Source organism: Stenotrophomonas sp. LC732, assembly GCF_052446685.1.
GTDB lineage: Bacteria > Pseudomonadota > Gammaproteobacteria > Xanthomonadales > Xanthomonadaceae > Stenotrophomonas > Stenotrophomonas muris.
Genome location: NZ_CP199214.1, coordinates 4510289 through 4527312, shown reverse-complemented (window position 1 = coordinate 4527312; position 17024 = coordinate 4510289). Strand labels below are relative to the sequence as shown.

Genomic DNA, 17024 nt, shown 5'->3' with positions numbered 1-17024 from the left:
TCAACCTGCCTTGCGCCGTGGTGCGGCCTTCTTCGCAGCCTTCTTCGTTGTCTTCTTTGCGGCCTTCTTCACCGTCGACTTTGCAGCTGCCTTGCGCGTTGCGGCCTTCTTCGCCGGCGTGCGCTTGTTCGCATCCAGGCTCTTCTGCAGCAACGCCATGAAGTCGACAACGTTCGTTGTCGCATCCTCGTGTGGTGCGGGCTCATCTTCCAGCCGCGTGGTGCCGCCCTTGGACTTGATGCGCTTGTTCAGCACCTGCTGCAGGCGCTCGCGGAATTCATCGTGGTAGTGCGATGGGTCCCAATCGCCGGACATCGACTCGATCAACTGCTCGGCCATCGCCGTTTCCTTGCTGGTGATGCGGTAGTCGGACAGCTTGCCGGCAGGCAGCTTGTAGTCCTCGGGATCCACCAGTTCCTGCGGATAGCGCAGGATCATCAGCACCAGCGCGTCCGCATGCGGCATCACCGCACACAGGTACTCGCGCGTGCGCACCACCACCCGGGCAATGCCTACCTTGCCGGTACTGCGCAGCGTTTCGCGCAGGAGCACGTAGCCCTTTTCGGCCTTCTTGCCGGGCACCAGCAGGTACGGCTTCTCGTAGTAGCGCGGGTCGATCTGCGCTGCGTCCACGAAGGATTCCACCTCCACCGCTTCGTGGCTTTCCGGCGCCGCCGAGCGGATGTCGCCTTCCTCCAGCACAACATAACTGCCCTTGTCGTACTCATAGGCTTTGACGATGTCCTTCCAGGGCACTTCCTCGCCGGTGTCGGCGTTGACCCTTTCGAAACGGATCGGCTTGCGATCGCGCGAGTCGAGCATGCGGAACTGCAGGTCAACCTTGCGTTCGCCGGACATCAGCGACACCGGCACATTGAGCAGTCCGAAGGACAGCGTACCGGTCCAGATCGGGCGGGCCATGGACGCACCTCTGATGGGGCAGGGCACCCAGCTTCAGATGGGCGGTGTAAACCACCCGTGTCGATACCGTGCACGTGGGTTCCACGCAGGTGCGATAGTGCCGGCCGCCGGCCGGCAGAGCTCGCGGCCTCAAGTGTCCTGGGGTTGCCGGCCAGCGGCCGGCACTACTGCAGCAACGGCCTCACCGCCGCCGCCGGAATATGGTCCAGCGCGCGCCAGGCGTCCTCCACCACCGGTCGCGCCTGCGACCAGCCCAGCCGCGACTGCCCGCGCATCTGTTCCCAGTGCTCGGCCAATTCCTCGCAGGTATCGGCAGCGTCACCGCGCGGCCAGTCGGCAGCATGGGTGGTCAACGCGAAGGCATAGACCGGGCACAGGTCACGCCAGTTGCGATGACTTTGCCCGCGACGTTCCTCGTAGTCACTGAGCATGTACTGCAGATAGTCCTGGGCCACCGCCTGCGGATCCTCATGGCGGCGCGTGCGGCGCTGCGCGGTACGTTGGCCGAGCGGATCGAGCAGGGCGTTGAACACGGACGGTGCGGGTCGTTCAAGACGGGGCATGGCCGGCTCCTGCAGCGGGGCGGGTGGGCAGGAATACGCGCGGTGCCGTTACCAGCGGGTGAGCGAGATGTTCATGACGCCAGGTTCGCGGCGGCTTTACCTGCGTCGCGGTGTAGTGGGAACCCCGAGCGCAGGTAGCCAGACCATGAGCCGAGAGACCTCCCGCGACCCGCTGCGCGCAATCCACCCGCCCATTCCGGGCGAGCAGCGCGGCAAACGCGATGCCGACAACGCCGACTACCGTGGCACCGGCGCACCGTTCTTCGATGCCGAGCACGGGAGCGACCATCTGCCGGTGAAGCACGAGGCTGAACAGGCGGCGCAGGACCGCAAGGATGGCGGTGACCGCCATCGCGGTGGCCAGGAAAGCCCGCTCAAGCGCCGCGAACGCAAGCAGCGCGCCAGCGACAACCAGGACGAAGCGCTGGAGGAGACCTTCCCGGCCAGCGACCCGACATCGCCGTTCGTGCCAGCCAAGGCCCCCGACTGACGGGTAGTGCCGGCCGCTGGCCGGCAACCTCCTGACGTCCTGCACGGCGCGATGCCGGCCAGCGGCCGGCACTACCCCTTCAACGCCACGACCATTGCAGGCCGACGTTGGCCCGCCGTCCCGGTCCCGGTTCGTAGAAGCGCCCGTTGCCATCGTTGACGATCACCGAGCCTATGTAGGCCTGGTCCAGCACGTTCTCCATCCGGGCGAAGGCGCGCAGCTCGCCACCCGGCAGGGCCCAGCGACGGCCGCCTTCCAGATGCAGCAGGGCGAAGCCGGGCGCGCGTTCGGTCGCCACGTCGTTGACTACGGTATCACTGCTGGCGGAGGCCTCCAGCGCCCACTGCCACTGGCCGGGCGACCATTGCAGCCGGGCAGAGGCCTGCTGGCGCGGTACCCCGGGCAGGCGGCTGCCGGCGGCAACCAGGGTGTTGGAGGTGAGGTACGGCGAACGCGCCTGCGCCTGCAGCCAGGTCCACGCCAGCTGCAGCTCCAGCTGCTCGGCCAGCGGCTGGCGATACTGCAGTTCCACACCCTGGCGGCGGGTGCGGCCGATGTTGCGATAGGTGCTGCGACCGCCGATGTTGCTGGCAACTGCCAGCTCATCGTCGGTATCTGCACGGAACAGGCTGACATCGAGCTGGGTTCCATCCTGTGCGTGCCACTTGCTGCCTAGCTCCAGGCTGCGGCTGCGGGCGGCCGCCAGATCCAGCGCCAGACCCGCCTGACCATCGGCGCGATACCCCAGCTCGTTGAAGGTGGGGGTCTCGAATCCACGCCCCACGGCGGCATGCAGGCGCCACTGCGGGCTGGCCTCGAAGCTGACGCCTGCCACCGGCGTGGTCGCCTGGTAGCGCCGGTGGCCACTGTCATCCGGGTTGCGGGTGGTGATGTAGCGATCGTCCGAGTCGAAACGCACCGCGCTGTGGCGCACCCCGGCCAGCAGCGACCAGCGCGGACTCCATTGCCACCAGGCCTGGGCGAACTGGTCCACGTTCTGCACGGTATCGATCTGGTCACGGCGCAGGCGCCCGCGCACCCCGAGGGCGCTGCCCACGAAGTTCTCGTAGCCGGTGCGGTGCTGGCGCTGGCGGTCGGCGCTGAGCCCGGCCACCAGGTCCAGCGGCCGGCCGGCGAGGTCGCCGTGCCAGCCCCAGCGCGCGTCCAGCCCGCCATACCTGCCCTGCAGATCGATCACGCCGCCGGCATGCAGCGGGCTGTTGGTCTGGGGTGCCGGCGGAATCGGCAGGTATTGGGTCACCGTGCGTTGGCCGGCATAGCCCATCAATTGCCAGCGCTGTGCCCCGGTCTCCCGGGTCCAGCGCAGGCCAGCCTGCTGCTGGCGCACCGATTTGCGGGTGTTGTACTGGTGCGCGACTGCCGTGGCCTGGCGCGGATCAGCCGCCACCTGGGCACGGCTCAGGCCCAGCGGATCCTGCGCATCGGGGGCATCCAGCGCATTGAGCAGCAGCTCCAGCCGCCCACCGCCCAGATCACCACCAATGCGTGCGTTGAGCGATTCGCGGCGCGCACGGCTGTGGTCCCGCCAGCCATCGGTGCGGAAGTGGTTGGCCGCGATGTTGTAGTCCAGCGCTGGGCCGGCACCCTTGAGCTGTGCGCCGACACTGAGGGCGTTGTCGGCGCCGGCATTCACGCGCAACCGCCACGGGTCACCAGCCTGGCCCTGCGCGCTCCAGACCTGCAGCACGCCGCCGGAGGAATTGCCGTACAGCGCCGAGAACGGCCCGCGCAGCACCTCGATGCGCTCGGCGCCCAACAGGCTGGCATGCGACAGCTGGCCCTGGCCGTCAGGCATGGTGGCCGGCACGCCGTCGATCAGCACCCGCACCCCGCGCACGCCGAAGGTCGAGCGTGCGCCGAAGCCACGAATCGACAGCTGCGTGTCCTGGGCGAAGTTCTGCCGGTCACGTGCCAGCAGTCCGGGGACCCCGGCCAACGCCTCAGACAGCTGCGCACCGGTGCCCGCGCGGCTGGCGTCGATCCAGACCGTGTCCTGGCTGGCCGGCAGCGCGAACGGATCGATGCCCGGCACCCGGGCGGCCTGTACCTGCACCGCAGGCAGGGCGGTGGGCGCAGGCTCGGCCACCGCCGTCCAAGGCGACAGCAGCAGGGCGGACAGCGGCAGGCAACGGCGTCGTGCGGCGGGATTCATGATTCAGGTTGATGGATCGGGCGGCAACGCACGCCATGGTACGGGGCCGCGGATGACGATGGCGGCGGCCAGCCCCGGCAGGCTTTGTTACGATGGGCTGTTTCCGGCCGAAAAGCCGCGGACCGCGTAGCGCACTTCCTCCCCCTTTCCGTCTACCGAACGAGTACCGCCGTGTCCTTCTTTGCAAACGTGGAACTGGTCCCAGGCGACCCGATCCTGGGCCTGACCGAGGCGTACAACGCCGACAGCCGCCCGACCAAGGTCAACCTGGGTGTGGGCATCTACTACGACGAGAGCGGCCGCATTCCGCTGCTGCGCGCCGTCAAGCAGATCGAGCAGCAGCTCGCCGCTGAAGCCAAACCGCGCGGCTACCTGCCGATCGATGGCCTGCCGGCGTACACGCAGGCGACGCGTGAGCTGGTGTTCGGCAAGGATTCGCCGCTGCTGGCCGCCGGCCGCGTGACCACCGCGCAGACCGTTGGTGGCAGCGGTGCGCTGCGCGTCGGCGCCGACGTGCTGAAGAAGCTGCTGCCGCACGCCACCGTTGCGCTGAGCAACCCGAGCTGGGAAAACCACCGTGCGGTGTTCAGCGCCGCCGGTTTCGAGGTGCTGGATTACACCTACTTCGACCCGGGCACCCATGGCGTCGATTTCGACGGCATGCTGGCCGACCTGGGCAAGCTGGAAGCCGGCACCGTGGTGCTGCTGCACGCCTGCTGCCACAACCCCACCGGCGCTGACCTCACGGTCACCCAGTGGAAGCAGGTCGCGCAACTGCTGAAGGACAAGCAGCTGTTCCCCTTCATCGACATGGCCTACCAGGGCTTCGACAAGGGCATCGAGCAGGACGGCGCAGCGGTGCGCATCATCGCCGAAGCTGGCATCGACAGCTTCATCGTCGCCAACTCGTACTCCAAGTCGTTCTCGCTGTATGGCGAGCGCGTGGGTGCGCTGTCGATGGTGGCGCCGACCGCCGCTGACGCCAAGGCCGTGCAATCGCAGGTCAAGCGCGTGATCCGCACCATCTACTCCAGCCCATCCACCCACGGCGCTGCACTGGTGGCCGGCGTGCTGACCAACCCGGAACTGCGTGCGATGTGGGAGCAGGAGCTGACCGAGATGCGCGAGCGCATCCACGCCCTGCGCCACGGCCTGGTCGAGAAGCTGGCCGCTGCCGGTGCACCGCAGTTCGGTTTCATCAACGAGCAGGCCGGCATGTTCTCCTACTCCGGCCTGAGCCGTGAGCAGGTCGAGCGCCTGCGCGACGAGTTCGGCATCTACGCCGTCGGCACCGGCCGTATCTGCGTGGCCGCGCTGAACCAGAACAACCTTGAATACGTCGCCAAGGCCGTGGCCACCGTCGCCAAGGGCTGAAGCAACGCTCCAGTAGCTTGAGGACAAAGGCGCCGAAAGGCGCCTTTGTTTTTTGCGCCCTGGTCTCTGTAGAGCCGAGCCTACGCTCGGCTTGTGCGGCATGAAGGACGAAGAGCAGCCGAGCGCGGGCTCGGCTCTACAGAAGGAAGGCGCCACGAGCGCAACGCATCTGGAAACGATTACGCCTTCCCGCGCTCACGCACGCCCCCGCCAGACGGGCGACAATAGGCGTTTTCCCGCTGCCGAGACCTGCCCGCTCATGTCCCGTACTTCGTTGACCCGCTTCCTGATCCAGGAACAGCACGCCGGCCGCATCAATGCCGACCTGCGCCAGCTGATCGCGGTCGTCGCCCGCGCCTGCACCAGCATCTCCATCGCCGTCAGCAAGGGCGCCCTCGGTGGCGTGCTCGGCGACGCCGGTACCGGCAACGTGCAGGGTGAAGCGCAGAAGAAGCTCGACGTCATCAGCAACGAGATCCTGCTCGAAGCCAACGCCTGGGGTGGCCACCTCGCCGCCTGCGCCTCGGAGGAAATGGACCACAGCCAGCCGGTGCCGGACATCTATCCCCGCGGTGATTTCCTGCTGCTGTTCGATCCCCTCGATGGCAGCTCCAACATCGACGTCAACGTCTCCGTCGGCACCATCTTCTCCGTGCTGCGCTGCCCGACCAATGTCGAGCTGCCGGGCGACGACGCCTTCCTGCAGCCGGGCAGCAAGCAGATCGCCGCCGGCTACTGCATCTACGGGCCCAGCACCCAGCTGGTGCTGACCGTCGGCCATGGCACCCACGCCTTCACCCTGGACCGCGAGAAGGGCGAGTTCGTGCTGACCACCGAGAACATGCAGATCCCGGCGGCCACCCAGGAATTCGCGATCAACATGTCCAACCAGCGCCACTGGGAAGCGCCGATGCAGGCCTACGTCGGCGACCTGCTGGCAGGCAAGGAAGGCGCGCGCGGCAAGAACTTCAACATGCGCTGGATCGCCAGCATGGTGGCCGACGTGCATCGCATCCTTACCCGCGGCGGCATCTTCATCTACCCGTGGGACAAGAAGGACCCGTCCAAGGCCGGCAAGCTGCGCCTGATGTACGAAGCCAACCCGATGGGCCTGCTGGTCGAGCAGGCCGGCGGTGCCGCCTGGACCGGCCGCGAGCGCATCCTCGACATCCAGCCCGACCAGCTGCACCAGCGCGTGCCGGTGTTCCTCGGTTCGCGCGAGGAAGTGGCCGAGGCCGTGCGCTACCACCACGCACACGACGACGCACAGGGCTGACAACCGATCGCCTGACAGCGGTCATGGCAGATCGATGACATGACCGTGGGGTGACACCGAGGGCGGCAAACGGCACCATCAAGCCGTTGCCGCCTAAGGAATGCACGCATGCACGAGCAGGGCCCGGTCGATTTCATCGAAGTCATCCACAACGCCGTCCCCAGCGAGGTCTGCGCGGCGATCGTCGAGCGCATGCGTGCGACGCGTGGCCTGCTGCCCGGTGCGGTGGGCAGTGGCGTGTTCCCGGAACTCAAGCACAGCAAGGATCTGCGCATCAGTGGCCTGGACGGCTGGCGGGATGTTGATCAGCAGCTGCAGATTGCGGTGTTCAACGGCCTGCTGACTTATCTACGCCGTTATCCACAGGCGTTGATCGCCCCACTGATGTTGCAGATCCAGGACAGCAACGGCCAACCGCGACGCCTGTCTGCCGAGGACTTCCCCGACATGCCGCAGCAGCAGCTGGCCGACCTGGCCCGCACCTGCCTGCGCCCGGGTGCGATCAACCTGCAGTGGTATGCGGCGGGCGAGGGCGGCTACCCGTACTGGCACTGCGAGCTGTACCCGAAGGATGCGCAGGCCGAGACCCTGCACCGGCATGTGCTGTGGACGCTGTACCTCAACGACGAATTCGAAGAGGGCGAAACCGAGTTCATGTTCCAGGGCCGCAAGATCGCGCCACGTACCGGCAGCCTGTTGATCGCCCCGACGGCGTTCACCCACACCCATCGCGGGAATCGGCCACAGGGCGGCGACAAGTTCATCGCGACCAGTTGGATCCTGTTCCAGAGTGCGCAGAAGTTGTTTGGAGGAGGGTGAAGCAAACTGGTCACTCGATGTTCTCAGCATCTTGTCCGGATCAAGAAGCGGGCCCCCGAGATCCTGTGCTGTCGTGCGGGCAGTTGGTGCTATCTCCTAAGGCAATCCGCTACTCGGGCTGCCCTCGCTGATAAGAGAATCTCCAGGGGCGTGCACGCCTTCCCAGGCGCCCACCTGACCCAGCGGTCTCCGGATGGCATTCAGTTCATAGCTGAGCTCGCGCATCTTGCAGTGGTCCTTCCAGCCCGCGGGGCTATCGAGATCAAAGCGCGCGTTGATGCGAAGCTGCATCAGATCATTGGATTTCCTGAGGATTTCGACGCTGCCTGAAACGGCCTTTCCGTAGCATCCAGTGCTGCCAGGTCTCAGGCTAAGGCCAGTGCTGTAGAACGCCCTGATATCACCCTCCGTCAAACTGAAGACATCGCCCTCCGCCAGATTCGGGGGAAGGATCAATGTCAGCTTCCTGTATCTTTCATTCTCAATCTTGGTCGCTGTGTACTCGCGCAATGCCACTACGACATTGTCGCCATCAACAATCCGATGGCACGCAAGTGAAATTTCCCTGTAGTCAGACCTTTCGCAGCCGGTCACATCAGAGTTGGCGTTAGACACGTAGAAGGCGCTGATCTTATGGCTACCAGGAAGCAGCGACGCGCACGCGCTGCAGCTCAAGCCTAGAACAAGCGCAATCAACAATCTCGTTCGCACAGTCGCGCTCCCCAGAAACATCTACTTGTACGGTGCGAATTTTTTATATCGCTCGCGTCGTAACCACGGCGGTCGACACCGACCAGCTCGCCCGGAACCACCGGCTCAGAATCAGGGTCTCGGCTTCCTACCTGGCCTGATCAAGGTCTTGTGCATGACCCAGGCGATCCAGCCGCAGACCAATCCGATCCCCGCGACAATGATTTCCTCTTCCTCGAAGGCAGTTCCATTTAGCCCTTGATAGGCGACGAACGCGATTGCTCTCAATGACAGCAAAGCAAATAAACCAACAGGTACCCAAAGTAGAATCTTCATCACTCTCCAGATCGCGATCGCACAAACTGAATCGCCCAGGGTTCCGTAGACACCTCGCAGCCATAAACTATGGCTTAGGCGGAGGTGGTTATGAGCACGAAGCGGTACACCGATGAGTTCAAGATCGAGGCGGTCCGACAGATCGTTGAGTACGGCCGTCCGGTAGCGGAGGTTGCCGAGCGACTGGGCGTGTCGATCCATAGTCTTTACGGCTGGAAGCGGCAACAAGGCAAAGGCGATGTTGGCCGGCGTGTCGAGCAGGACCAGAACGCGGAAGTGCGCCGCCTCAAGGCTGAGCTACGCAGGGTCACTGAAGAGCGAGACATCCTAAAAAAAGCCGCCGCGTACTTTGCAAAGGGGTAAGAGCAAAGTACGCCTTCATGAAGCAACACGCAGATGAGTTCGGCCTCGCGGCGATGTGTCGGATGCTTGGCGTCCATCGCAGTGGCTACTACGCCTGGCTAAAAGAGCCGGCAAGCGCTCGCGACAAGGACGATCAGCGGTTGCTCGGCCTAATCAAGCACAGCTGGCTGGAAAGCGGCTCTGTGTATGGCCACCGCAAAGTGACCACAGATCTGCGCGAGCTTGGCGAGACGTGTAGTCGTCATCGCGTGGCACGCTTGATGAAGAGCGAGGGGCTGCGGGCAATGGTCGGCTACGGTCGGCGACCACGCCCATTGAGCGGCCCTGTTGGATCAGTCGCCAAGAACGTTCTGGCTCGCGGCTTCAAAGTCAGTGAGCCAAATCGCGCGTGGGTCACGGACATCACCTACATCCGCACGTACGACGGCTTCCTGTACTTGGCGGTAGTGCTTGATCTGTTTTCGCGTCAGGTCGTTGGATGGGCAACCCGACCAACTCAACATACGGACCTGGTTTTGCAGGCGCTATTGGCTGCAGTGTGGCGGCGCAAGCCAAGCCCCGGGCTTCTGCTTCACTCCGACCAGGGAACCCAGTTCACCAGCGAAGACTGGCAGAGCTTCCTGCGCGAGCACGACATCGTGTGCAGCATGAGTCGACGAGGAAACTGCCATGACAACGCAGCGATGGAGAGCTTCTTCCAGCTACTGAAGCGGGAGCGTATTAAGCGGAGGATCTACAGCAATCACGACGAGGCACGGGCCGACGTCTTCCAGTACATCGAGATGTTCTACAACCCAAAACGGCGGCACAGTTCCAACGACGGGCTGTCCCCGGTAGAGTTCGAGAAGCAGTACGCACTAAACGGCTGACGACTGTCTAGAAAACCCTGGGCGATTCAGAACGCGATGCCGAGCCGGTGGATGATCTTCATTTCAGTTATCGCATTGTTCCAGATACATCGAAATAAGCCAGTATTGGGTAAAGGTTGATCCGCTCGATTATCTGGCAGGTCCAAAGGATCCCAAGAGGTTGCCGTTGCCGCCTTGCCAGGCACTGAGCTTCTCGACGGGGATCTCCTCGAGTTGACAGGTGAACTGGAGATAGAAGGAACGGTCCTCCTTTCGATAGCTGTTCCATCCAACAGCCGTCACTTTGACTTCGATCCGACTGTCGCCCTTGTGCGGCCGATGTAGTTCGATATCCGCTGAATCGGACAACCAGTAGTCTCCCTTGTGCGCGAAGCCCGCGCTGCCACTGCTCAGGCGTGCGCCGAGCACGGCCGGAATCCCTTCAGAGGACGGAGTGTATCCAGACAGGGTGCCGGTGACCTTGGTGAACTCTTGGGAATCCATCACGCCCGGTGATTCCGAGAACAGGCGAAGCAGAAGAAGGGTGTCGGTGCCCTTGCTGACCACCTGACCTGCATTTGCTGTCCACAAACGTTGTTCGAACTCGTCCAGGCCAGCCGGCATTTCAGTGACGACCGCGGCCTGCGGAACGACGATGCATTCGTGCAGGGCGCGGGCCTGGACTTGCAGGGTCGCAAGGCAGAGAAGAAGACCACTGGCACGGAAGCAGTGACTGCATTTCATCGTGTACAACACCAGGCGATGCGGCAGGGTGTGGATTGTTACCGGTGGATCGCGCTGCGGTCCAGAGCCCTAGAACAGACTGCCCTGCGGCGACTCCTTCTTCGGCGGCAGCGGCTTCTGGAACCGGCTGCAATCCAGCTTCGGCCAATGGCTGTTCTGTGCATTGAAGCCCAGACGCTTGCGTGCCAGCTTGAACCGGTTGTTCAACAGATCGGCATACACGCCCTGGCCACGCATACGCGTGCCGAACTGGCTGTCGTAGTCCTTGCCGCCGCGCAGCTGCTGGATGGTGCTCATCACGTGCGCAGCGCGATCGGGATGGTGCGTATCCAGCCAGTCGCGGAACAGCGATGCCACTTCCAGCGGCAGGCGCAGCAGCACGTAACCGGCGGTGCTCGCACCTGCGCCGTGCGCAGCCTCCAGCACGGCTTCCAGCTCGCTGTCGTTGATCCAGGGAATCACCGGCGCCACCATCACACCGACCGGAATGCCGGCGTCATGCAGGCGCTTCATCGCGCGCAGCCGTGCATGTGGCGCTGATGCACGCGGTTCCAGCTTCGCGGAAAGATGCGGGTCCAGCGAGGTCACCGAGAAGTGCACGCTGACCAGGTTCTCCGCGGCCAGCGGCGCGAGCAGATCGATGTCGCGCTCGACCAGCGCGTTCTTGGTGATCAGCGAGAACGGATGCCGGGTCTCCAGCATCACTTCAATCAGCTGGCGGGTCAGCTTGAACTTGCGTTCGATCGGCTGGTACGCATCGGTGTTGATGCCCAGTGCGATCGGCTGCGGCACATAGCCCGGTTTCGACAGTTCCTTGCGCAGCAGCTGCGGCGCATTGGTCTTGGCGAACAGCTTGGTCTCGAAGTCCAGCCCCGGCGACAGGTTCAGATAGGCATGCGAAGGGCGGGCGAAGCAGTACGAGCAGCCGTGCTCGCAACCGCGGTAGGGATTCACCGATTGACTGAAGCCGACGTCGGGCGAGTTGTTGCGGGTGATGATGCTGCGCGCGGTTTCGGCGCGTACTTCGGTGCGCAGGCGCGGGGCGAGGAATTCTTCGCTTTCGTCGACCGCCCAGCCGTCGTCCACCGCCTCGCTGACGGTGCTTTCAAAGCGCCCGGCAAGGTGGGACGTGGAACCTCGGCCCTTGATCACAATACCCATTGCGGCAGGGTACGTCGTGGCCGTCTCAATGGCTGCGACGGCCGCCTGAAGGGTTCAGGGCGAGGCTGAGCCGAGCATGGACTCGGCTCTACAGTTGATGCAGAGACCTTGTGGAGCCGAGCCTACGCTCGGCTGCAATGCATCAAAGCAGCGCCAGGTACCCGCGCACGGTGGCATCCAGCCCGTCATACAGTGCCTCGCCGATCAGCGCGTGACCGATCGACACCTCCAGCACCTCCGGCACGTGGGCCAGGAAGTCGCGCAGGTTGTCCTGCGACAGGTCGTGGCCAGCATTGACACCCAGGCCGACGGCCTGCGCTCGTCGGGCAGCAGTGGCGAACAGCGCCAGCATCGCATCGGCATCGCCCGCCGCATGCGCCTCTGCATAGGGCCCGGTATACAGCTCGATGCGGTCCGCCCCCACCTCAGCTGCCTGCTCCAGCAATGGGTTGCCCGCGTCAACAAACAGGCTGACCCGACACCCCATGGCCTTCAGCGCAGCCACCAGCGGACGCAGGCGCTCGGCATCTCGTTCGAAGTCGAAACCGTGGTCGGAGGTGATCTGGCCGTCATCATCGGGGACCAGGGTGGCCTGCGCCGGACGGGTCTGTTCGCACAGCGGCAGCAGCCCCGGGTAGCCCTCGCGCGGCGGCGCGAACGGGTTGCCTTCGATGTTGAATTCAACGCCACGCGCGCGGGTCAGCGTGGACAGGGCCAGCACGTCCTCGGCGGTGATATGCCGGCGGTCCGGCCGTGGATGCACGGTGATGCCATGCGCGCCGGCATCCAGGCAGGCCTGGGCGGCACGCACCACGTCCGGTTCGGCGCCGCCGCGCGAATTGCGCAGGACGGCGATCTTGTTGACGTTGACGCTGAGCTGGGTCATGGAACGGAACTACTTGGAAAGAGGGGACGGGTCGTGGTCGTTGTGGTCGTCAGTGCGGCGGGCCTGGGCCTGTTCGCGCAGGCGGCGCAGCTCCTCGGCATCGATCAGCGTGGCCGGGTCGCGCTGCAGGTCACCGAAGCGGGCCACGTAGCGGCCGCGCACCCAGGCCAGCAGGAAGCCGAGCGCCGCCAGCAGGCACAGGGTCATCAACCCCGCGCTCGGGGTCTTCAGGGCGAAGGCAAAGCAGCCCAGCGCCAGCAGCAGGTACAACCAGTACATAGTCGGGCTCCCCGGATGATCGCCGCAGTGTAGCGCTGCGTCAGAGCAGCGGCGAGGCCAGCCGGGCGAAGGCCTCGGGCAGGCGGTGCAGCCACAGCGAGCGGCCGGCCTGGTCGTGCACCCGCGTGGAACGGTCGAATTCGCCCTGCAGCAGTTCGGCCAGTGCAGCGACGCGGTCACGGTCGCTGATCATCATCGACAGTTCGAAGTTCAGCCGGAAGCTGCGGTGGTCGAAGTTGGCGCTGCCGACGATGCAGACATCGTCGTCGGCGATGAACGCCTTGGTATGCAGCATGCGCGGGCCGTACTCGTAGATCTTCACGCCCGCGTGCAGCAGTTCGTCGAAGTAGGACCGTGCGGCCTGGGTGACGAACCAGGAGTCGCTCATCTTCGGCACCAGCAGGCGCACGTCCAGGCCGCCCAGCGCGGCCGAAGTCAGCGCCATCCTCGCTGCTTCACCGGGCACGAAATAGGGCGTCACCAGCCACACGCGCTCGTGTGCTTCCTGGATCGCCGCCACGTGCAGGCGGTGGATGGTCTCCCAGCCCGAGTCGGGCCCGGACACCAGCACCTGGGCGCTGATCGGTCCATCCGCACGCAGCGGCATGTCGGCCGGCCACAGGCGGGCGATGTCGAAACGCGAGTGGTCCTGGCCACTGGCATAGAGCCAGTCCTCGGCGAACACCAGCTGCAGGCTGCGCACCACGTGGCCGCGGATACGCATGTGCAGGTCGCGATAAGCGTCGGGCCTGCGGCTCTCGTCTTCCTCGTCAGTGATGTTGATGCCGCCGGTGAAGGCGAGGCGACCGTCGACGATCACCAGCTTGCGGTGGGTGCGCAGGTTCAGCCACGGGCGCTTGAACGGCTTCAGCAGCTGTCGCGGATGGAACCAGATCGCTTCGCCGCCGGCGTCCAGCAGTGGCTGCAGGAAGCGCCGGGGCAGGGCGGAAGAGCCCACCGCATCCAGCAGCAGGCGCACCTGCACACCGGCCTGCGCACGTTCGACCAGGGCATCGCGCAGTGCGGTGCCGGCATGGTCGGGGTTGAAGATGTAGTACTCCAGGTGCACGTGGTCGCGCGCCTGCGCGATCGCGTCGAGCAGCGCGGCATAGGTGGCTGCGCCGTCGACCAGCCAGGTCACCTCGGTGGCACTGCTGGGCGCCAGTCCGGTGGTGGCCTGGGCAACCTTGGCCAGCTCGGTGCAGTCCGAATCGGGCGGGCAGACATCGCTGTAGTGCTCCATGCCCGAGCGTGCACGGCCACGACGCAGCCGTTGCCGCTTCACCTTCTGCGGCCCCAGCAGGTAGTAGATGAAGAGCCCGAGGTAGGGCAGCAGTGCCAGCGAAAGGATCCAGCTCAGCGTGGCCACCGGCTCGCGCTTCTGCAGCATGATCCAGCCCGCCAGCGCGAACAGGTAGAGCAGGTAGGCCACCGCCAGGATCGTGCCGAGGTGGGCGATGCCGTCGAGCCAATGGCGCAGGGAGTCGAAGAGGGCGAGCATCCGCCGATCATAGCGGCGCCTGCTGCCGGATGGGGTCGGATGGGCTCAGATCCCTTTCCTCAGGAAAAGGGATCTGAGCCCAACCCGTGCGCCACGACGAGAACACAAAAAAACGCCCCTGTTTCCAGGGGCGTCTGCAGTCGCGTCATGACTGTTGTATTGCGGTGTAGCGTTTACTGCTGCACAAATCCGATCTTCTTCATCTGAGCATTCTTCGCGGCGGCCAGAACCTTGGCCATCACGTCGTACTCGGAATCCGGGCTGGCGTCGATGCGCAGTTCCGGCTGGTTGGTCGGGTCACGCTGGACCTCCTGCTCCATCCGCTGCTGCAGCTCGCTGGTATTGATCGGGCTGTTGTTCCACGAGACCTGGTTGCTGGCGTCGATCTTCAATTCGATCGGCGGCGGCGGTTCGACCAGCTGCGGCGGTGGGTTGAGCACGCGCTGCGGCAGGTCCACGGCGATCGGGTACGTCATGATCGGCGCGGTCACGATGAAGATGATCAGCAGAACCAGCATCACGTCCACGAGGGGCGTGACGTTGATGTCTGCCATGGGGCCCTTGCCACCACCACTACTGAATGCCATGGCTTATTGCCCCTTTTCTTTGGTCGCAACGAAGCCGACGTCCAGCATGCCCTGTTCCTGCGCGACCTTGGTCAGGTCGTTGATGACGCGCATCTTGGTGGTGCGGTCACCACGCAGGTTCAGCGGCGGCTGCGGGGTCTGCTGTGCGGCGGTCGCCAAGCGGGACTCGAGAGTCTGCTTGTTGATTTCTTCGTCGTTCCAGTAGATCGAGCCGTCTTCCTTGACTGCCAGCGTGATCGGGTTCGGACGCTTTTCAGCATCTTCCGGCTTCTGGATCAGGTTGGCTTCCGGCAGATCCACCTTGACCTTGTGGGACATCAGGGGCGCCGTGATGATGAAGATGATCAGCAGCACCAGCATCACGTCCACGAGGGGCGTAACGTTGATGTCGGCCATGGGGCCGCCGCTGTTACCACTACTGAAAGCCATAACGGGCTCCGTCTAGATCTTGGTGACTACTTACTTCGTCGCTGGGTGACGCGCGCCGCAATTAGCGGACGCGCGAACCGGTGGCGAAGAAGTCGTGCAGGTCGTGCGCGAAGGTATCGAACTTGCTGATGGTCGCGCTGTTGATCTTGCTGAAGAAGTTGAAGGCGAACACGGCCGGGATTGCGACGAACAGACCGATCGCGGTCATGATCAGCGCTTCACCCACCGGGCCGGCAACGGCGTCGATCGAAGCGGAGCCGGTGGCACCGATCTTGATCAGCGCGCCGTAGATGCCCCACACGGTACCCAGCAGACCGACGAACGGAGCGGTCGCGCCGACGGTGGCCAGCAGGGTCATGCCCGACTGCAGCTTGTTGCTTTCGCGGGTGACGGCCTGGCGCAGAGCGCGGTCGACGAACTCCGAACGGCTCAGGTTCTCACCGACGCCGCCGGTAGCACCGCCTTCAGCGCGCTGGTGGTGGGCAGCGGCCTGGGCAGCGTCCAGGGCGATCTTCGAGAACGGCTCCGAAGCCGGCTGCTCTTCCATCGCACGGATGGCGTCCTGCGCGTTCGGGGTGTCCCAGAACAGGCTGACGACGCGGTCAGCGGCGCTCTTCAGGCGGGTGGCACGGAAGATGTTGATGACGGTCCAGTACCAGGACATGGCCGACATGGCGATCAGGGTCAGCAGCACGACCCAGGAAACCGCGAAATCACCCGGCTTGGTGGTCATTTCGTGGATCAGGTGCTCGAAGCCCATCTGCGACAGGGCGTTGGACGGATTGCCCCCGGCAGCAGCGGCGATGAAAATTTCCTGCAGCATGACGCTTACCTTTGTTGTGTGTGGTGATAAAGGGTGTAGCTAAGCTAAACAATCGAACCGGGAGCGGGGGTGGCCGGAGGGCCACCCGGACGCATCAGTTCAGCGCAAAGTTGACCGGGACGCGAACGCGACCTGCCGCCTTCTTACCGCCAGATTCAGCGGCGTTGAAGCGCCACTTGCGAGCTGCTTCCATCGCAGCACGGTCCAGGTCGCGGTTACGGCTGGACTTTTCCACCGTGACATTGGTGACGTTGCCGTTGGCATCGACATCAATGATCAGGATCACTTCGCCCTGGATGCCCGCGCGGAAGGCGGCCGGCGGATAGCGCGGCGGATTCATGGCCTTCGACGAGATGTCCACGCTGGCCTCGATCGAGGTCGGCGGAGCCGGCGGCGACGGGGGCGACGGCGGGGTGACGATATCGTTCGGGCGCGGCTCCGGCACGTCCACGACCGGCGCCTGCGGCGGCGGCGGTACGGGCGACGGCTTCGGCGGCGACAGATTCTTCACCGGCGGTGGCGGAGTATCCTGCGGCGGCGGCGGCGGTGGGGGCGGCGGCGGCGCGTCGACGATGGTCACCATGACGTTGCGCTCCTTCTCCGCGACGGCCTTGGGAGCCACGGCGGGAATGAGGAGCATCATGAAGGCGGCCAGATGCAGGGCAATTACAAACGCGATGCCGACGATGCGAGGCCAGCTCAGCCCCTTGTCATCGGGTTGTTCGTACCGGTGAACGACTAGTTGTTCCGTCATGCGCCAA

General features: G+C 64.7%; 19 protein-coding genes. 5 read left to right on the top strand and 14 right to left on the bottom strand.

Annotated features, from left to right (window positions below; translation table 11 throughout):
• Both ku and ACT6SE_RS21270 read right to left on the bottom strand, forming a co-directional pair.
• On the bottom strand, positions 1-921 hold the full coding sequence (gene ku / locus ACT6SE_RS21275) for a non-homologous end joining protein Ku (protein WP_046427615.1): 921 nt from the start codon (positions 919-921) through the stop codon (positions 1-3).
• A gap of 164 nt (positions 922-1085) precedes the next feature.
• Complete coding sequence (locus tag ACT6SE_RS21270; protein ID WP_014035432.1) at positions 1086-1484, bottom strand: hypothetical protein; 399 nt, start codon at positions 1482-1484, stop codon at positions 1086-1088.
• A gap of 145 nt (positions 1485-1629) precedes the next feature.
• Here ACT6SE_RS21270 and ACT6SE_RS21265 point away from each other — a divergent pair, with 145 nt between their 5' ends.
• A complete protein-coding gene (locus ACT6SE_RS21265; RefSeq protein WP_046427608.1) occupies positions 1630-1974 on the top strand; it encodes a hypothetical protein in 345 nt (114 codons plus the stop codon).
• Positions 1975-2053: 79 nt separating this feature from the next.
• Here the strand turns inward: ACT6SE_RS21265 and ACT6SE_RS21260 are convergent, their stop codons facing one another.
• Positions 2054-4147, bottom strand: a complete 2094-nt coding sequence (locus ACT6SE_RS21260) for a TonB-dependent receptor family protein (protein ID WP_046427606.1) — start codon at positions 4145-4147, stop codon at positions 2054-2056.
• Positions 4148-4318: 171 nt separating this feature from the next.
• On the opposite strand from ACT6SE_RS21260, the gene ACT6SE_RS21255 reads away from it, so the two are divergent.
• From ACT6SE_RS21255 to ACT6SE_RS21245, 3 genes are all read left to right on the top strand, one after another.
• Entirely contained in the window at positions 4319-5521 is a 1203-nt protein-coding gene (locus tag ACT6SE_RS21255; RefSeq protein ID WP_014645417.1) for an amino acid aminotransferase, read from the top strand.
• A 259-nt stretch (positions 5522-5780) separates the two neighbouring features.
• Positions 5781-6797 (top strand): class 1 fructose-bisphosphatase, encoded by a 1017-nt coding sequence (locus ACT6SE_RS21250; protein WP_014035428.1) that lies wholly within the window; start codon positions 5781-5783, stop codon positions 6795-6797.
• A gap of 108 nt (positions 6798-6905) precedes the next feature.
• Entirely contained in the window at positions 6906-7616 is a 711-nt protein-coding gene (locus tag ACT6SE_RS21245; RefSeq protein WP_014645415.1) for a 2OG-Fe(II) oxygenase, read from the top strand.
• A 96-nt stretch (positions 7617-7712) separates the two neighbouring features.
• Here the strand turns inward: ACT6SE_RS21245 and ACT6SE_RS21240 are convergent, their stop codons facing one another.
• On the bottom strand, positions 7713-8231 hold the full coding sequence (locus ACT6SE_RS21240; protein ID WP_141098666.1) for a hypothetical protein: 519 nt from the start codon (positions 8229-8231) through the stop codon (positions 7713-7715).
• A gap of 207 nt (positions 8232-8438) precedes the next feature.
• Positions 8439-8642, bottom strand: coding sequence for a hypothetical protein (locus ACT6SE_RS21235; RefSeq protein ID WP_046427592.1), 204 nt, complete (start codon positions 8640-8642; stop codon positions 8439-8441).
• Between the two features lie 90 nt (positions 8643-8732).
• Between ACT6SE_RS21235 and ACT6SE_RS21230 the strand changes: the two genes are divergently transcribed.
• A protein-coding gene (locus ACT6SE_RS21230; protein WP_087944428.1) for an IS3-like element ISStma9 family transposase occupies positions 8733-9874 on the top strand; the annotation gives its coding sequence in 2 pieces (ribosomal slippage) (positions 8733-8970 and positions 8970-9874; 1143 coding nt in all).
• A gap of 129 nt (positions 9875-10003) precedes the next feature.
• On the opposite strand, the gene ACT6SE_RS21225 is transcribed toward ACT6SE_RS21230, so the two are convergent.
• The 9 genes from ACT6SE_RS21225 to ACT6SE_RS21185 all read right to left on the bottom strand — a co-directional run bounded on the left by ACT6SE_RS21225 (position 10004) and on the right by ACT6SE_RS21185 (position 17017).
• Positions 10004-10609 (bottom strand): hypothetical protein, encoded by a 606-nt coding sequence (locus ACT6SE_RS21225; RefSeq protein WP_229653730.1) that lies wholly within the window; start codon positions 10607-10609, stop codon positions 10004-10006.
• A gap of 57 nt (positions 10610-10666) precedes the next feature.
• Positions 10667-11758 (bottom strand): PA0069 family radical SAM protein, encoded by a 1092-nt coding sequence (locus ACT6SE_RS21220; protein ID WP_088375546.1) that lies wholly within the window; start codon positions 11756-11758, stop codon positions 10667-10669.
• 142 nt (positions 11759-11900) lie between these two features.
• On the bottom strand, positions 11901-12644 hold the full coding sequence (locus tag ACT6SE_RS21215) for a pyridoxine 5'-phosphate synthase (RefSeq protein ID WP_014645413.1): 744 nt from the start codon (positions 12642-12644) through the stop codon (positions 11901-11903).
• A 9-nt stretch (positions 12645-12653) separates the two neighbouring features.
• A complete protein-coding gene (locus tag ACT6SE_RS21210) occupies positions 12654-12923 on the bottom strand; it encodes a hypothetical protein (protein ID WP_014645412.1) in 270 nt (89 codons plus the stop codon).
• Between the two features lie 40 nt (positions 12924-12963).
• Positions 12964-14424 carry a cardiolipin synthase gene (gene cls, locus ACT6SE_RS21205; protein ID WP_032957944.1) on the bottom strand — a complete coding sequence of 487 codons (1461 nt, stop codon included), beginning with the start codon at positions 14422-14424 and terminating at the stop codon, positions 12964-12966.
• A gap of 173 nt (positions 14425-14597) precedes the next feature.
• Positions 14598-15011, bottom strand: a complete 414-nt coding sequence (locus ACT6SE_RS21200; RefSeq protein ID WP_005411740.1) for an ExbD/TolR family protein — start codon at positions 15009-15011, stop codon at positions 14598-14600.
• Positions 15012-15014: 3 nt separating this feature from the next.
• Entirely contained in the window at positions 15015-15440 is a 426-nt protein-coding gene (locus tag ACT6SE_RS21195) for an ExbD/TolR family protein (RefSeq protein WP_005421196.1), read from the bottom strand.
• Between the two features lie 61 nt (positions 15441-15501).
• Positions 15502-16263, bottom strand: a complete 762-nt coding sequence (gene exbB, locus ACT6SE_RS21190; RefSeq protein WP_005411738.1) for a TonB-system energizer ExbB — start codon at positions 16261-16263, stop codon at positions 15502-15504.
• A gap of 94 nt (positions 16264-16357) precedes the next feature.
• On the bottom strand, positions 16358-17017 hold the full coding sequence (locus ACT6SE_RS21185; RefSeq protein ID WP_444811053.1) for an energy transducer TonB: 660 nt from the start codon (positions 17015-17017) through the stop codon (positions 16358-16360).
• Between the last annotated feature and the right edge of the window lie 7 nt (positions 17018-17024).

Coding starts and splice junctions, on each gene's coding strand:
- ku (WP_046427615.1), bottom strand. CDS start 921: ATGGCCCGCCCGATCTGGACCGGTACGCTGTCCTTCGGACTGCTCAAT.
- ACT6SE_RS21270 (WP_014035432.1), bottom strand. CDS start 1,484: ATGCCCCGTCTTGAACGACCCGCACCGTCCGTGTTCAACGCCCTGCTC.
- ACT6SE_RS21265 (WP_046427608.1), top strand. CDS start 1,630: ATGAGCCGAGAGACCTCCCGCGACCCGCTGCGCGCAATCCACCCGCCC.
- ACT6SE_RS21260 (WP_046427606.1), bottom strand. CDS start 4,147: ATGAATCCCGCCGCACGACGCCGTTGCCTGCCGCTGTCCGCCCTGCTG.
- ACT6SE_RS21250 (WP_014035428.1), top strand. CDS start 5,781: ATGTCCCGTACTTCGTTGACCCGCTTCCTGATCCAGGAACAGCACGCC.
- ACT6SE_RS21245 (WP_014645415.1), top strand. CDS start 6,906: ATGCACGAGCAGGGCCCGGTCGATTTCATCGAAGTCATCCACAACGCC.
- ACT6SE_RS21235 (WP_046427592.1), bottom strand. CDS start 8,642: ATGAAGATTCTACTTTGGGTACCTGTTGGTTTATTTGCTTTGCTGTCA.
- ACT6SE_RS21220 (WP_088375546.1), bottom strand. CDS start 11,758: ATGGGTATTGTGATCAAGGGCCGAGGTTCCACGTCCCACCTTGCCGGG.
- ACT6SE_RS21215 (WP_014645413.1), bottom strand. CDS start 12,644: ATGACCCAGCTCAGCGTCAACGTCAACAAGATCGCCGTCCTGCGCAAT.
- ACT6SE_RS21210 (WP_014645412.1), bottom strand. CDS start 12,923: ATGTACTGGTTGTACCTGCTGCTGGCGCTGGGCTGCTTTGCCTTCGCC.
- cls (WP_032957944.1), bottom strand. CDS start 14,424: ATGCTCGCCCTCTTCGACTCCCTGCGCCATTGGCTCGACGGCATCGCC.
- ACT6SE_RS21200 (WP_005411740.1), bottom strand. CDS start 15,011: ATGGCATTCAGTAGTGGTGGTGGCAAGGGCCCCATGGCAGACATCAAC.
- ACT6SE_RS21195 (WP_005421196.1), bottom strand. CDS start 15,440: ATGGCTTTCAGTAGTGGTAACAGCGGCGGCCCCATGGCCGACATCAAC.
- exbB (WP_005411738.1), bottom strand. CDS start 16,263: ATGCTGCAGGAAATTTTCATCGCCGCTGCTGCCGGGGGCAATCCGTCC.
- ACT6SE_RS21185 (WP_444811053.1), bottom strand. CDS start 17,017: ATGACGGAACAACTAGTCGTTCACCGGTACGAACAACCCGATGACAAG.